The 14,181-nt window shown below is 68.5% G+C and carries 15 protein-coding genes and 2 pseudogenes; 7 read left to right on the top strand and 10 right to left on the bottom strand.

What is annotated here, in order from left to right; all coding sequences use genetic code 11:
* Positions 1 to 237: 237 nt before the first annotated feature.
* Positions 238 to 1,083: pseudogene (locus ACZ4N5_RS39645) on the bottom strand (DNA polymerase III subunit alpha); the annotation flags it as partial.
* Positions 1,084 to 1,234: 151 nt separating this feature from the next.
* Between ACZ4N5_RS39645 and ACZ4N5_RS39640 the strand changes: the two are divergent.
* The 3 genes from ACZ4N5_RS39640 (at position 1,235) to ACZ4N5_RS39630 (ending at position 4,912) form a co-directional block, all read left to right on the top strand.
* Positions 1,235 to 1,408, top strand: coding sequence for a hypothetical protein (locus ACZ4N5_RS39640; protein WP_467761825.1), 174 nt, complete (start codon positions 1,235 to 1,237; stop codon positions 1,406 to 1,408).
* A gap of 417 nt (positions 1,409 to 1,825) precedes the next feature.
* A complete protein-coding gene (locus tag ACZ4N5_RS39635) occupies positions 1,826 to 3,643 on the top strand; it encodes an eCIS core domain-containing protein (protein WP_467761824.1) in 1,818 nt (605 codons plus the stop codon).
* Between the two features lie 693 nt (positions 3,644 to 4,336).
* Entirely contained in the window at positions 4,337 to 4,912 is a 576-nt protein-coding gene (locus ACZ4N5_RS39630) for a hypothetical protein (protein ID WP_467761823.1), read from the top strand.
* A gap of 166 nt (positions 4,913 to 5,078) precedes the next feature.
* Here ACZ4N5_RS39630 and ACZ4N5_RS39625 read toward each other — a convergent pair whose 3' ends face one another.
* From ACZ4N5_RS39625 to ACZ4N5_RS39595, 7 genes are all read right to left on the bottom strand, one after another.
* Positions 5,079 to 5,474 (bottom strand): hypothetical protein, encoded by a 396-nt coding sequence (locus tag ACZ4N5_RS39625; RefSeq protein WP_467761822.1) that lies wholly within the window; start codon positions 5,472 to 5,474, stop codon positions 5,079 to 5,081.
* A gap of 164 nt (positions 5,475 to 5,638) precedes the next feature.
* Positions 5,639 to 6,286, bottom strand: a complete 648-nt coding sequence (locus ACZ4N5_RS39620) for a hypothetical protein (RefSeq protein ID WP_467761821.1) — start codon at positions 6,284 to 6,286, stop codon at positions 5,639 to 5,641.
* Between the two features lie 224 nt (positions 6,287 to 6,510).
* Positions 6,511 to 6,741, bottom strand: a complete 231-nt coding sequence (locus ACZ4N5_RS39615; RefSeq protein ID WP_467761820.1) for a hypothetical protein — start codon at positions 6,739 to 6,741, stop codon at positions 6,511 to 6,513.
* A gap of 5 nt (positions 6,742 to 6,746) precedes the next feature.
* Entirely contained in the window at positions 6,747 to 7,049 is a 303-nt protein-coding gene (locus ACZ4N5_RS39610; protein ID WP_467761819.1) for a PIN domain-containing protein, read from the bottom strand.
* A gap of 864 nt (positions 7,050 to 7,913) precedes the next feature.
* A complete protein-coding gene (locus ACZ4N5_RS39605; RefSeq protein WP_467761818.1) occupies positions 7,914 to 8,945 on the bottom strand; it encodes a hypothetical protein in 1,032 nt (343 codons plus the stop codon).
* Between the two features lie 230 nt (positions 8,946 to 9,175).
* Positions 9,176 to 9,970: a S1 RNA-binding domain-containing protein gene (locus tag ACZ4N5_RS39600; protein WP_467761829.1), complete on the bottom strand. Its 795-nt coding sequence runs from the start codon at positions 9,968 to 9,970 to the stop codon at positions 9,176 to 9,178.
* A 101-nt stretch (positions 9,971 to 10,071) separates the two neighbouring features.
* A complete protein-coding gene (locus ACZ4N5_RS39595) occupies positions 10,072 to 10,860 on the bottom strand; it encodes a hypothetical protein (protein WP_467761817.1) in 789 nt (262 codons plus the stop codon).
* 10 nt (positions 10,861 to 10,870) lie between these two features.
* Between ACZ4N5_RS39595 and ACZ4N5_RS39590 the strand changes: the two genes are divergently transcribed.
* Positions 10,871 to 11,350, top strand: coding sequence for a hypothetical protein (locus ACZ4N5_RS39590; RefSeq protein ID WP_386341258.1), 480 nt, complete (start codon positions 10,871 to 10,873; stop codon positions 11,348 to 11,350).
* Between the two features lie 56 nt (positions 11,351 to 11,406).
* Here the strand turns inward: ACZ4N5_RS39590 and ACZ4N5_RS39585 are convergent.
* Positions 11,407 to 11,682, bottom strand: a pseudogene (locus tag ACZ4N5_RS39585) (IS5 family transposase); the annotation flags it as partial.
* Between the two features lie 144 nt (positions 11,683 to 11,826).
* On the opposite strand from ACZ4N5_RS39585, the gene ACZ4N5_RS39580 reads away from it, so the two are divergent.
* Both ACZ4N5_RS39580 and ACZ4N5_RS39575 read left to right on the top strand, forming a co-directional pair.
* Positions 11,827 to 12,159: a hypothetical protein gene (locus ACZ4N5_RS39580; RefSeq protein WP_467761816.1), complete on the top strand. Its 333-nt coding sequence runs from the start codon at positions 11,827 to 11,829 to the stop codon at positions 12,157 to 12,159.
* Entirely contained in the window at positions 12,123 to 12,827 is a 705-nt protein-coding gene (locus ACZ4N5_RS39575) for a hypothetical protein (protein ID WP_467761815.1), read from the top strand. The genes ACZ4N5_RS39580 and ACZ4N5_RS39575 overlap by 37 nt, the downstream gene beginning before the upstream one ends.
* Positions 12,828 to 12,855: 28 nt before the next feature.
* On the opposite strand, the gene ACZ4N5_RS39570 is transcribed toward ACZ4N5_RS39575, so the two are convergent.
* Positions 12,856 to 13,353, bottom strand: coding sequence for a tautomerase family protein (locus ACZ4N5_RS39570; protein ID WP_467761814.1), 498 nt, complete (start codon positions 13,351 to 13,353; stop codon positions 12,856 to 12,858).
* Between the two features lie 281 nt (positions 13,354 to 13,634).
* Here ACZ4N5_RS39570 and ACZ4N5_RS39565 point away from each other — a divergent pair, with 281 nt between their 5' ends.
* Positions 13,635 to 14,162 (top strand): winged helix-turn-helix transcriptional regulator, encoded by a 528-nt coding sequence (locus ACZ4N5_RS39565; protein WP_467761813.1) that lies wholly within the window; start codon positions 13,635 to 13,637, stop codon positions 14,160 to 14,162.
* The last annotated feature ends 19 nt before the right edge of the window (positions 14,163 to 14,181 follow it).

Below are 14,181 nucleotides of genomic sequence, written 5' to 3'. Positions count from 1 at the left end.
GTGCGTTCGTCCGCTTGGCGCGGGGGGCGTTCCAGTTCCGATGACATGCCGGCGCACGCTACCGGGGCGGTCGGGAGGGGGCACCTGGATGACGGGCTCTTCCGCGATTTACGATCTTGGTCACGGTTGGGGACATCGGGGTGTTACTGGTGATCTTCGCATGATGCCGCAGGGCGGGCCCTCGTCTTCGCAGTTCAAGACGTCGACCCAGCGACATCACGCATCAAACCTCAGTAGTGCCGCGACTCGCGCCGGCATGCCCCCCTTGACCGGACCGGGACGAAAAAGCGAGATGTCCGCGACAACATCCTGCATGTGACGGGGCTGGAGTCTGCCCACCAGATCCTGCTGACCAGGACTTTCTAGCTGGAATAGTCCCACCGTGTCGCTCGCTTGGATGAGCTTGAAGGCCAGCGGGTCGTCGAGGTTGACGTGATCGGGGTTGTCCAGGTCGAGGACCCGCCCGGTGGCCCGGTGGATCTCGGCGACCGCGTGGGCCATCGAGCTCTGCATCCGCACACCCAGCACATCGAGCTTCAGCAGCCCGAGATCTTCGACATCCTCCTTGTCAGCCTGCAACATCAAATATCCGGCCGGAGTCGGCTGCACCGGGACACGGTCCAGCAGCGACGCGTTCGAGATGATCACCCCACAGAGGTGCATAGCGTATCCGCGGGGCAGCGCGTCCAGCCCCTCGGCGAGCTCCCACAACGGCCCGAACTGTGCTGCACGACCGGCGAGTTGCCGGAGCTCCGGCAACTCCGCGAGGGCGCCGCGGATGTCGCGGGCACGGATGTGCGGGAAGCTCTTGGCGACCTCACCGATCACCTGCGGCGGAATCCCCAGAGCCAGGCCGGTGTCGCGCAAAGCGTGCCGGGCCCGGTAGGTCTCGGGCATGCCGGTGACCGCGGTCCGCTCCCGCCCGAACCGCTCGATGATCGCGTCGTACACCTCCAGCCGCCGCTCCGACTCCACATCCAGGTCGATGTCCGGCAGCGACGTCCGCCGCTCACTCAGAAATCTCTCGAACAGGAGCCGGTGCTCCAGGGGATTCGCCGTGGCCACGAAAAGCGCGTGATTGATGTGACCAGGCATTTTAGTTGGCACATAGGCGGAATAAATGGCATCGGTCCGGACAGCCGGTGATGCGCACAAGTCAGCCGTGACACGCTAGTTGGACCCTGGTCATGAGAGTTGGAACCAGTTGCGGCCGGCGCCGATGAGGCTCACCTCCATGTCCGAGCCAGCCCTTGATCCACCCGGCGCCGACCCGGACGCGTCGTTGCTGGTCGGGGCGTGCTTCCAGGAGGCGTTCCTGCGTTACTGCGCCCAAGGACCGGTCGCTGCCGCCGCCCCTCGCGAAAGCGCGCAAGCCCTCCCCCGGGCCGTTGTCAGCCTCCTGCTGTGACCGCCCCGGCGAACTGTCTCCCGCCCCCGCCGGATCGCTCCGCCTTCCCCCATCCGGGCCAACACCCCAGCCGTGGTGCCCTAGGCGGCCGCATTCAGGTTGCCGCCGTGCGGGCGAATGGTTTGGATTGGCGTGATCTGGTCTGACAAATGGGGCGCCATCATCGAAGGGCTGATGCCGGACGCCGAGCGCAGCGTTAACACTTCTTGGGGATGCACCGTGTCCAGAACCCACGCCAGCCCGCGCGCGGCTCCACAACCGGAGAGGCGGCACAACCCACGTTCGGTGAACCGCGCTCAGGCTGCATCGTCCAGGTCGGCCGGGTCGGCCGAAGTGGTGGCCCGGCCCACAAAGGGAGCCCCCGGGACGTACGACGCTCCGTACCCGGTCCGCTCCCAAGACTTCACACGTACCTCGGTGCGCGCGTTCACAGCGGCGCGACTGCAGCCCCGACTCGTTGCGGGCTCCTCGGGTGACGCCTTCGAGCAGGAAGCCGACCGGGTGGCGGAGCGCGTGCTCGGCATGGACTCATCCGTGTCGCCGCCGCAACCTCAAGGCCGCGAGGCCGGGGTGCTGCGGACGACGCCGGTCCCCGCAGGGGCGTCCGCCCTGCCCGCAGAGGTGGAGGACGTCATGCGCTCGCCGGGACATCCGCTGGACCCTGATACGCGAGCGTTCATGGAACTGCGTTTCGGACGCGACTTTTCGGGGGTGCGCGTTCACACCGATGCCCCGGCAGCTCGGTCGGCCCGCAGCGTTCAAGCCCTCGCGTACACAGTTGGGAGGCACATCGCGTTCAGCACGGGCGCGTTCTCGCCGGCCACGCACGATGGCCGGCGCCTGCTGGCTCACGAGCTGACCCACGTCACTCAGCAGACGGACGCCCACCGTGGGGCCGGGAATCAGACCGCGGCGCTGTGGATGCAGCGTCAGCAGCTTCCCAGGAAGACGATCGAGCAGCTGGATTCCGAACTCACCGCCGCGAAGAGTGAGGGCCGGTGGGGGGACGTCGCCACCATCCTCAACGACATGAGCGATTCCGACCTGACCGCGCGGGTGGCTGCAGACCGCCTGCCGAAGCCCGACCGAGACCGGCTGCACGCCGCGATCCCCGAGTGGGCGCACCGCGTACGCGGAGCGGTGCTGTCCGTGGACTACGAGGAGGCGCTGGCTGCACGCGACTACAAGGCGGCCGCCATCACGGTCAACGGCTTCGACGACGCCGGCATCCGTGGCCGGATGGCCAGCCTGGACGCGTCAGCGGTCGTCGACTTCTACAATGCTGCCGTCGAGGCGATGTCCGGGGCCAGCCTGCGGCGCGTGCTTGACGCGCTGCGGCACCGTTACCAGCAGGTATCGATCGACCCGCTCGGCACCAAGACCATGACCGTTGTCGCGATGATGCAGGCCGCCGGCGTCGATGCCGCGGCCGCGTTGGCCTTCGTACGCCTGCAACTTGGCCTGGTTCCCGACAGTACCGGCGAGAAGAAGGCCCAGACGAAGGAGGACGTGGCCGAAGACGTCGGCTGCATGCTCGCGGGCGCAGGGGTAATCCCGCCGCAGCTCGAGGCCGGCAACCTCGCGCACAGCCTGATCGGCGGCGTCTACGTCAAGCTGAATCCGACGTCCTTCTACGACTTGCCCATCGCGGCCTACGCGGCCCGTCTGGCGAACCGGTTCAAAGCGCGTGGAAGCACGAAGGACCTGCTGATGAATCTCAACATGCGCCCCGACATCGTCGACCTGACACGGCTGCAGATCTACGAGATCAAACCCTTCACGTCGCAGGCACTCGCCGTCGCCGAGATGCGTGACTACATCACCCTGATGGACGGCATCCTCAAGCAGTCCGTCTTCAGGCCGGGCAGCCCGTACAACCCGGGAACGACCTTGGCGCTGCCGTTCACCAACCAGGGCAAGAGCGGCGTACTCATCTGGGGGTGCCCCGTGCCAGGAGCCATCCTCTACCGGTTCCTGCCCAAGAAAGAAGAACCGAAGGCTGAGCAGGAGCGCGCGAAGCTGCACGAACCCGGCTCCCAGTACGAGGCCAGCATCACCGCCGCTGCCGCGGTGGCTATCCCGCTGGTCATCGTGGGCGCGGAGGCCATGGCCGCCCTCGGGGTGTACGAGGGGCTGATGGGGATGCTGGGCGCCGCGGTGCGCTTCGCCGGGCAGGCCCTGCCGCGCGTCGCTGCGGCGGGCGGTGCCGGCGCGGCCGCCGCGAAGGCCCCATGAGCCCAAATCCGGCTGCCTGACCAACTTGGCGGCCGGGCGGCCCCACGATGCCGCCGTTGACGCAGTTTGGCCGGCGCTGCGTGCGAGGGATGGCGTGGCTTCGCATGTGGTGATGGTGTCGATCGTCCCGTATTCCGGCCGCAGGCAGGGCCGTACAGTCCGCGACTTTTACAGCAAGTGGCACCCGATCGGGGGTCCGGTGATCTGACCGTCGGGCCGGTCGATCAAGTCTTCAAGCAGGTGGGTCGCGCTGTGCCTGGGCTGGTCATCGAACGGTTGGCGGTCAGGTACGCCGATGACGACGACAACGTGTACTTCCTGGGTGATGAGAGTCGGCCCTGGATCGTGTCCAGCTCGGTACCGGCCCGGGTGGCCAGCCGCCATTCCTGGTCGAGGCCGATGATCGGGTGGTGACCTCGGAAGTCGCTGAGGCGTCGTGACTGTTGTCGCGTGGCTGGGTTCGGGCGACGTTGGCTCTGGCGACGATTTCGCATAGGGGCTTGTAGTGGGCAGGCTGTCGCCTCGCTGCTGCGGCCCGGCCCTGCGGGAATCGGGTGCCGTTGCTGAGTCCCCAGTCAGGTCTCAGCATTCCGGGCATTTCGGCCCGGAAGGTCCGTCACCTGTCTGCCCGGCTGCGCCCCTCACGCGCACGTCCGGCGGGAAGCGTGGGGACCCGATGTATCGGAGACGACCGTGACCAAATCCGGCAACGACCACCGCAAGCGGCAGGCCCGGCGCATGCGCGCCGACGGTCCGCGCCGTCGCTTCCCCGACCTCCTCGCCGAACTGAGCTCCATCTCCCGTACGGCCCCGCGGTCCTCGACCGAACTCGTCCCGCTCTGCGCCGGCCTGGCGCATCCCATCGACGGCGGCCGTTGCGCGCGCGCCGCCGGCCACGAGTTGCTCGACGGCACCTGGTCCTGGTGCTCTCCGAATCCCCACCTGCCCGTCCACATCTGGCGCGGCTATCACGCGGCCAGTGACGAGGACCGTCAGGCGCGGCAGGAGGCATGGCTGGCCTCGATGAGCCCGGCCGAGCGCACCGCATGGGAAGCCGAGGCCGACGCGGCGTACTGGGCGGACCTGGCAGACGAGGCCCGCGATCCGTACGACCCGTACGAGGACAAGTACCAAGAGATGGCGTGGGACGCGCTGGAGGAGGAGCGAGGGGCGGACGAGCCGGACGGCTACGAGCAATCCGATGCCACGGCCGGCGGGGAGGGGGAAGTGACATGGCGGATACCCGGACCGCTGACACGCGCTTGGTAGAAGACAGCCCGCTGGTGTGCGGGCGCAAAGAAGTGCCGGAGCACCTGCAGCACCTCCGGAGGACGACAGAGTTGAAGGCCCAACGTCTCAAGCCGGCTGCCGGTCAGAAGCCGGTGGCGCTGCTGCGGGTGTACCGGCGCGGGCACGGGTGGGGCGAGTTCCCGCTCTACGTCCCGGCCCAGGCCGTGCCGATGCGGGCGTTGTCGGCGAAGCAGGCGGCGGCTATGCAGGCGGCGGCGATGCAGGGCCGCCGTACCTGCCCGAACTGCAACACGGTCTGCCGCCACGTGGTGTACCGGGTGTGCCAGGAGTGCGCGGCGGCCGAGCAGCAGGAGCGCCTGGAGCTCCAGTCGCGGACCTGTTGGCGGTGCGGCCGGGTCTCGCTCGCTCCCCACCGGCAGCGCCGGAACGGGAGGTGCGAGCCCTGCTGGCTGCACGGGGTGATCCAACGGCAGTTCGAGGCAGAGCGGTACACGCTGTGGTCGCGCGCGTGCCCCGGCCGGGACTGCCGGACGGTGACAGCGACGGACGAGGAGATCGCTGCCGCACGGGCGGCGAACACGTGGCGCGGGCCGCGGTGGTGCCCGCCCTGCGCCGAGCGCGCCGAGCAGGAACGCGCCGCGCGCCTACGCGCCGACCAGGCATCGCGCGAACGCGCCGAGAAGGCAAGGCGCGACGACGCGGATACGCCAGGCAGGTGCGGCGGCATCTGCAGATCCAGCCGTCTCAGCCGTGATACTTCACACGAACGACCAACGCGTCGGCCGGAAGCTCGTCGAGGTAGTCGTTGAAATAGCGATTGAGCTCGCTGCCGACGATGGTGAGCCATTGTCCGTCCAGGGTCAGCAAGGCCTGCGTGGCAAGCGCGCTGTCTGTGGCGTCGCGGATCAGGTAGTCGAGGCTATAGCTGAAGCGAGCAGCTGGGTCGCCGCCGATGAGGTCCTCCAGTTCCGATTGGTCCATGAGCGCCGCTATGACCGGCTGCGTGCGGAAGTCCTCAATCGCCTGTGCCTGCGGGTAGCCCTCGGGATCGGCGAAGTGCGTGGCCCAGAACTGGTGCGCGGGGCGCGCGGGCGGGTACGCCGAGGAAAACGTCTGCCAGGCCTCGAAGGCCCGGCGCACACTGGCCGCCGCCAGCGCGCGGGGGGTCTCGAGGTCGAGCAGGGCGCGCGGTCCGCCGTCACAGAGTGAGGGCGGTACGCTGCGCGGCTGTCCGGTGAGGGTTTCCGTCCCTCGGATGAGGCGGGGATCCGTCTCATGCCCGGGGAGGACCCGGAACTCGCCTCCCCGGCCGTCGATTTTCCAGTAGTCCCACCAGGTCTCGACGTCGGGCACGCCGGGTCCCTCGTCACGGTTGTAGTCGTAGGGCGCCATGGCCGCACCGATGGCTCGAGGCACGTCCTCTGGGGCGCACCGGGGGAGACATACGGTCAATCGCTCTTTCGACATAGTCCTTTTCCTCAGCTTCTTCCGCGCGTTCTCACGCCATCGGCGGCGGGTCGCACGAGACGATCCAGCTGTCGCAGCCCCGCTGCCACGATCGCGCGGCATCCCAGATCATGTAGACGTCGCCGAGGACGCCGAGGGTGCCCATGACCTTACCCAGCCTGCCTCCTCCGCCCGACGGTCCCCTTGTGCAGCTCGTGCCGGGCGAACGGTTCGGCAAGAAGCTGCACGACGTCCAGGCCGATCCGGGAGAGCGTCGCGCGGGCCTGCGGGAGTCGGGCGCGATTGCTGTACGCGTAGATGCCGGCGGCCGCCAGTGCGCCGGCGGCCAGAGGGTGGGCGCGTGCCAGGCGTGCCGTCCCGATCAGGGAGCGGCCGGACACCTCCATCACCGCGGTGCTGCCCTGTACGGCCTGCTCGGCCGCGCCGATTTTCCCGGCAGGGCCCGCAGGGCGGGCCAGTCCCGGGCGGCCACGCCGTGGCGGATCAGGTCGCGGTCGTCGGCGAGGAGGACGACGGGGGCGAGGACGCCGGCGAGCTGGAGGATGCCGACGTCGCTGAGGTCTTCGTGGCCGAGCTTGTCGGCGGCCGCCGTCAGGGGGAGTCCGCTCACGCAGACGACGTGCAGCAGCGGTACGTACTGGCCCCACCACAGCCGCTCGCCTTCACGAGGTCGAACGAGTAGCCGCACGATAGGGCTTGGGATGTGCTGGCCTAGCGGTTCGGCTCAGGGTGTATCAGCAGGCCGTCGCGCGGACGAGGTCGAGTTCCATGCTTGGCCTGCTGCGAGTCGGACGCTTGGCGCTGCGGTCGGAGACCAGGGCGCCGATCGCGGCGATTACCTAGGGCAGGTCGGCGCGCTCGCCGGTCCAGCGTCGCAGCGCCCGCCACTGCTAGACCTCTGCGTTGGCGTGCTCGACCATGGATCCGCCGTTGGGATTGGCGGCGGCGCGCATAGTCGTAGAAGTTGCGCTCGGACGGCCCGGCGTCCGCTGCCGGTTTCTTCGGCGGGGCGCTGACCTGGCCGGGGAAGTCGCGGGCCAGACCGGCATAGCCGGAATCGACTTCGGCTCTCACGTTCGGGTGCAGCCGCAACTGCTCCTCGGTGCCCGCGGTGCGTACTGCGGTGGCATCGTGCATCCGGCGTGCGTCGTGTTCGATGTTCACGAGAATGGAGCACCGAGCCTTGACCCCTCGACCACCGGCGGTACGGGCTCCCGGTTGCGCCGCCGGGACAACCGCATCGGCGGAGAGCGGCTACTCGTGGACCTGGCATCATCGGGCAGGCGGCCGGCCTGTTCGCCGTCACCTGGTGCTGTTCTTCACCCAGGGTGCCGGCCATCCCGGGTCCGCCCGGCGGATCGTGCTGGGCCAGTACCTGGGGTTCGCCTCGATCCTCGCCGTGGCGGTGGCCGCCGCGTTTGGCGCCATGTTCCTGCCCGAGTCCGCCATCCCCTACCTTGGCCTGCTGCCGCTCGCCCTGGGTCTCAAGTGTGACCGAGCACCGCAGTTGGCCCCGCTGGACAACTCCGATGCACAACCACAGCCCGGTTGCTCAGAACAGGGAGTCCCAGAAGACCGCTTCCGGGTCGGGTTCTTCTGGGTGGAGCATGTAGCGTCTACAGCGCAGGAGTCCTGGTTCGTTGGTGCCGGAGGCGGCGTTCATCCACGGCAGGGCCTCCATGGCGTGTGCGTGCTCGTCGTCGGCGAGGGCGTCGACGGTCCGGCGGAGCTCCTCGGGTGCGGATTGGTCGGTGAGGCAGAGCCAGCCGACCGCCGCCGCTAGGCGGGCTTCGGGGGCCTCCGTCCGGTCGTGCCACCGTTCGCGCAGCCACGTGCCGGTCGGCGGGTGCGGGTGGGCCCGGGTGATCTCGGCGGTGGCCAGGAGTAGGGCGGCGCGGACCAGGGCGTCACCTTCGGCGGCGAATCCGTTGGCCAAGGCGGTCCGGATGATGTGGTCGGGGTGGACGGCGGTCGCCAGGACGTATGCGCCATCGACGCGGACGGTGGGGTCGGAGTCTCCGAGGAGGGGCAGGAGTGCGGGGGTGTCTGTGGTGATCGCGGCTCGGGCGGCGGCCACCGACCAGCCGGCCGGGTAGCCGGTCACCTCGTAGCCGTAGTCGTCGTGGGTGTCGGGGGCGTCGCGCTGGGGATCGTTGCGATGGAGGAGGAGTTCCTCGCGGGAGGCGATGCCGTGGTGCCGGGCACGGGCGGGGCCGGAGAGTACGGCGAGGACGGCGGCGCGGTGTGGGTGGTGGGCGTTGATGGCCAGGGGGATGAGGAACGGCACGGCGAGGGCGGCAGCGGCCCGGCTGTCGTTGGCGCACAGGCCCCACAGCACACCCGTCGCGTCCACGCCGGGTTCGCCGTCAGCGCGCAGGAGGTGAACGGCCTTTCGGACGTCGTGCCCATGGGGGAAGTTGCCCCACGGGACGGCATCGAGGTCCAAGCTCTGTCGGGGTTCGGACAGGATGCCGGCCACCACCGCTCGCACGTCGAACGGGCCGCCCGAGAACAAGGCCAGGTCCGCCCCGTCCGCCACTTGCTGGCACATCGCGAACGTCGGATCCGTCCGCCAGTCCTTCACACCACACCCCCACCGTTGAACCCCCGGAGCTTGATCATGACGGGCCCGGCGGCCCATCGGAAGCCACTCGCCGGATGATCCAGCCGCTCACTGAGCCTGGACACGTTAGTTGGAACCAGCGAGGCCCGGCGAGCTGGTGGCTTCTGGACAGTGGGACACGCTTGTTGGCACCAAGTGGTCACGTTTCTTGCAACCAACCGCGAGTTGACAGGCTTCTTGGCACCAGTTCGCTAGGTTCTGTCCGCTCCACCGACGGCGCTCAGCCGCACCCGATGACGCTGGAGGTCGACCTCGGTGACCTCCACCGTGATCAGCTCGCCCTCGTCGACGAGCTTGTCAGGGGTCTTGACCGGCTCGTCGGCCACCTCTGAGAGGTGAAGGAACCCCACAACGTCGGGAGCAAGCTGCACGAATACACCAAAAGGAACGATCTTGGTGATCGGTCCGGTGAGAACCCGGCCGACCTGATCCGCAAACCGAATGAGTGGATCATCCTGCAGAGTCTTCAGCGAGAGCGTGACCTGTCCGGTTCGAGTCTCGGCAATGATCACCTCAGCGGAGATCCGCTGGCCTGCTTCGACTGCTTCGGAAGGGTGGTTGATCCAGCCCCATGTCAGGTCCGGCACCCGGATAAAGCCGGTGCAGAGGCCGTCCGGTTCGCCATCGACGTGAACGAAGACCCCGAAGTTGTGAACCTCCGAGACCGTCCCGGAAACGACCTGCCCTCGTTCAAACGCGAGGAGGAAGGACCGCAAGGCCGGAATCTCGCATGCCCTGGCGGAGAGGTGAAACTGACCTTCGCGCCAACGCCCGATCTCTTCGGCGTTGATCTCCTGGCCGACCTCAAACAGCTCGGATGGATGGTCCATCCGACGTATCGACGCCTCCTGTCGAGGAATCCGAGCGATCTCGGCTTTCTCACCTTCGGCATCTACGAGCTGCACCAAGACGTCCGCTCCGTCGAACCCGGTGACCCTCACCGTTCTGACGGTCCCCGGCCGGAGCTGGTTGATCAAGGACTGCATGCGAGGGTCAGGGGTTGGATCGGACACGGGGGTGAGCCTAGTCGGCGCCGGCCGCACTGGTTCCAACTCTTGTGACCAGGTTCCAACTAGCGTGTCACGGCTCACTCACGCGGGGCCAACCACCGTGCACAGGGGCCGATCGGAATGCTCAAGGGCCCTCTACCGTACTCAGCCACATCAAGGCCGCCTGGCAGGCGTGGAAGGACCACCGCGACGGCAGTGCCGAAGAGACCAGGGAGGGTGGGCCGGGCCCACTGGAGGTCGCCGCGGTCACCTTTGCCAACGGCGGCGACAACATTGGCGTCTATGCGTCCGTCTTCGCCACTGCCGGTGTCGGCGGGATGAGCGTCCTGTTGGGTGGTCTCGACGAGCGAGGCGAACGGATGAGCCGCTGTGGACGGGTTCATCCCGCGCAGCAGGTCCCCGATCTCCTGCACGGACATGGTGCCGCCAAGGACGGTGGTCACGGCGGCCAGCGACGCGTCGGACGGAGTCATCGGCGTGGGCTCGGTGTTCTTGTCCAGCTCGGCCAGTTCTTCGGGGAGTTCGCCCAGGATGCGGGCGATGCGCTCGTCGATACGCCTGGCTCGGGCGGGAACGAGGACGAAGGTCTGCCCGACTTCGGCAAGGCGGTTCGCGACATGGTCCACGTGCTCTTCCAGCTCCACATCATCGCCCAGGCTGTCGTCCTCGCCAGGCAGGGCGACGGAGTCAACCGCGGTGCGGAAGGCGGCCCGCACCGTCGTCTCCGGCACCGGGTGCCCGTCGGCGAACAGGAGCAGCGCCAGGTCGGTGGGCCGTTTGCCTCGGCTGGCACGGCGGGCGAGGGCGAGGACCAGGTCGAAGCTCTCATAGCGAAAGCACTGGTGCCAGGGCACCGGTTTCGACAAGCTGCGACACATGGACTGGACGCCCCTGCTCTCCACACTGACCGGTGCCGTCATCGGCATCGCAGCCACTCTGATCGCCGATCGCAACCGGTGGCGGCGGGAGGAAGCAAGGCACGCTCTGGAAGTACGGCGCGAGGTCTACACGGAGTATGTTTCCGCCCTCAAAGCCGCGGGTGAGGAGATACGGGCCGTCGCCCTGGGCGACCACATGTCCGAGTCGGCACGCGACGCGGCGGTGCGGGAAGCCGTGCGCGGCACCGGCATCTACACGGCGAGCGAACGCCTCTGGCTCGTGGGCCCCCCGCAGGTCGTGGAGGCGGGGAACGAGGCGTTCCACCGCCTGCGCGCGATCCGCGACGCCTATGCCCGTGGAGTGGCTGTCGGCTCCGCCGACGACGCGCCCCTGATAGAGCGGCGACGCAAGGCTATGGCGCAGATGCGCCGCCTCATGCGTGAGGACCTGGGCATCGGACCCCTCGGAATCGAGTGATGTGTCACCAGCCCTGAGCTCGTCCCAGCCTCGCGAGGTCCCCGCCACCGTGCAGGTCACAGCCATTCATTGATGGCCGCGACCAGCACGGTCGCCTCGTAGCGGACGGCGAGCCTGTCGTACCTCGTTGCCACTGCTCGGTGGCGCTTGAGGCGATTGATGCCGCACTCCACCGCATGGCGCTCTTTGTAATCCGCGGCGTCGAACTTTGGCGGCCGACCACCCTGGGAACCGCGCTTCTTGCGGTTGGCGATCTGGTCGCGCTTCTCCGGGATCGTGCAGCGGATGTCGCGCTTGCGCAGGTAGGCGCGGTTCGCGCGGGAGCCGTACGCCTAAAAGGTTCATTGGCGCCTGGACCCGCTGGATCCAGAGCCGAAGATTGCCGGGCACCGGCAATGCGCAGAGATCCGCCGCGCATGCATGCTGATGGCTGCTGGCAGAAACGGGGGCGTCAATGCAGGGGCAACCAGACCCGCATGCCCGGCCGGGAGTTCGTCGACAGGATCCTGGCCGCGTGCGGCCCCGCCGCTACCGATGAGGTGCGCGAGAGGACCCGGGCGCTCTACATGGAAGCGCTCGCCGCGGCTCACCCCGACCGGCATGCAGAATGTCGGCGCGCCGACGAGGTCGCTGCCACGCAGGCCCGGTGCGAGGAAGTAGCCATTGCACTGGCCGATCTCGAAACACGCTACGTCCAAGGGAAGAACCAGCGCGCGCACGACATCACCCGGGCTGGGGCCGAGAAGGATCAGGCGGTGCGGGGGCGGCTGCGGTGCTTGCCGAAGCCCGGTCCCGCATCGGCGAGCTGACCGGGCGACTTGCCGAAGAGCGCCAGGGGCGCCGGTGGGAGCAGGACACGATCCGCGCGCTGCTCAGGGAACTGCTGGGCGTGCAGGACGCCATGGCGGCGTTGGAAGGGCAGCCCTACCGTCATGAGCGCGAGGAAGCCGTCGTGGCGGAGGCTCTGGCGATCACCGAACGTGCGCTGAACGCCGAGAAGGAACGCTCCCGCTCCGTCGGCATCGGTCTGCCCGGCGCGGCGCAACAGCGGAAGAGGCCTGCTGTCTTACCGGCTGCCGCCTGCGCCCCAGGCTTCATGGTGATGATTCTGGGCGCACTGGTCCTCCTGGCCACCGTCATCCACCCCAGTGCCGCGGCCGGGCTGAACTCCGATCTGGTCGATGCCCTGGGGGGGGGCAACATCGTCGCCCGGTTCGCTGCCTGGTCAGCCGTGGTGACGGGTACCGGCCTCGGCGCGGGTGGTCTGTTCATTGCGCGTGTCGCATCACCCAGTGCTTCTTCCGGGTCTTCGAGCATGAAGGCGTTGGTGACGAATCCGACGCCCTGCCGATGTCCTGCCGGGTGTGACCGGGGTAGGCGCCGCCGCGATGCTGGCCTGGCGCGAGGCGGCCCAGGGAAGTCCCTTGGGCCGCCGGCGTTTTCCGTTCCGGGCCCCACCCTCGACACGAAGCTGTGAGCTGATGATCACGAGGCCTGGCGGGTGCTCAGGCGGTGGGGAGGCCGCGTTCCTGGCGGCTCTGGGAGATGCGGTGCTGGGCGACGCCGCGGCCCTTGTCGGCGTCGCCGATGGCCGCGCCCAGGATGTTGGCCAGGCTCTGGATGCCGCCGAAGGAACCCCAGTGGCCCTCGGGGATCTCGAGCGGGAACACCCAGACCCGATCCCTGGCCTGCTCGTCGTTCGCCCCCTCCGCGCGCACGATGGCGTCGGTGACCTCGGCAACGAGCTGCTGCTTCTTGGCTGCGCCGTTGAGCTGGCCCTCGGGAACCCCCGCGATGACCCGGTAGTGCGGCTTGTCGGGGATGGCGCCGGCTACGAAGACCTCGGGGCGGTGCAGAAACGCCCAGGAGATCTGCCGGGCGAATGCGCTCGTCGGGTCTGCGCCCTCGGCGCGCAGCAGGATCGAGGTCAGCTCGTCCATCAGGGTGCGTTCGGCGTCCGGGGCGATCGCGCCGGCGGGGATGTAGACGTCGAGCATGGGCATGGGGGCGCTCCTTCGTAGCAGGGTGCACCGGTGTGCGGTGCGGGGGTAGGTGGGGAGAGGCAGAGCAGCGTCAAGTAGGCGATGACGGACCCCAGCGGCGCGGCGCTGACACGGGACGGCGAGCGGCAAAGCTGGCCGATCAGATGCCACCGTGGGTCACGTCCGCAGGTGTGGAGGTCGACCTCTCCTCATTGGTTGCATGATGAGACTAACGGGACGCTAACCGGGGCCAGCCGCCGAGCACAAGTGGATCCCATGATGAAACTGATAACGTCTGTGGTGTGAGACGGACCTCGTTCGACAACTGGCCCTGCTCGATCGCCCGCACTGTGGACGTCCTGGGCGACGGCTGGACCCTGCTCGTCCTGCGCGAGGTCTACTACGGCGAGTCACGTTTCGACGGCTTCATCAATACGCTCGGTATCGCCAGGAACACCCTCACCGACCGGCTGCGGCGCCTGGAGGACGCGGGCCTGCTGCGGCGGAGCGTCTACCAGAGGGACCCGGTTCGGCACGAGTACCTTCTGACGGACAAGGGCAGCGACTTCTTCGGCGTACTCGCCGCGATCAACGCCTGGGGCGATCGTTGGCAGGCTGACGACGGCGGCATCCCGGTGGTCATGCGCCACACCACGTGCGACCACGACACTCAGGCGCGGGTCGTCTGCTCCTGGTGCGGTGATCCGCTGCACCACCAGGACGTTGTCGTACGGTCCGGACCCGGCTTCCCGGCCCGGCTGCTCGAAGACCCCAACATCCGCAGGCGATTGACACCCGACCAGCACACGGAGCGCGACACCCGCACCTGAGGCTGGCGGCTTGACGCCT

This window comes from Streptomyces sp. NPDC026500 (genome assembly GCF_055567635.1).
This window is presented reverse-complemented; position numbering and strand designations above follow the sequence as displayed.

Excerpts from the sequence above, each read along its gene's own strand:
- ACZ4N5_RS39580 (WP_467761816.1), top strand. The coding sequence starts at position 11,827 with ATGCCCGGCCGGGAGTTCGTCGACAGGATCCTGGCCGCGTGCGGCCCC.
- ACZ4N5_RS39590 (WP_386341258.1), top strand. The coding sequence starts at position 10,871 with ATGGACTGGACGCCCCTGCTCTCCACACTGACCGGTGCCGTCATCGGC.
- ACZ4N5_RS39600 (WP_467761829.1), bottom strand. The coding sequence starts at position 9,970 with ATGCAGTCCTTGATCAACCAGCTCCGGCCGGGGACCGTCAGAACGGTG.
- ACZ4N5_RS39620 (WP_467761821.1), bottom strand. The coding sequence starts at position 6,286 with ATGGCGCCCTACGACTACAACCGTGACGAGGGACCCGGCGTGCCCGAC.
- ACZ4N5_RS39570 (WP_467761814.1), bottom strand. The coding sequence starts at position 13,353 with ATGCCCATGCTCGACGTCTACATCCCCGCCGGCGCGATCGCCCCGGAC.
- ACZ4N5_RS39640 (WP_467761825.1), top strand. The coding sequence starts at position 1,235 with ATGTCCGAGCCAGCCCTTGATCCACCCGGCGCCGACCCGGACGCGTCG.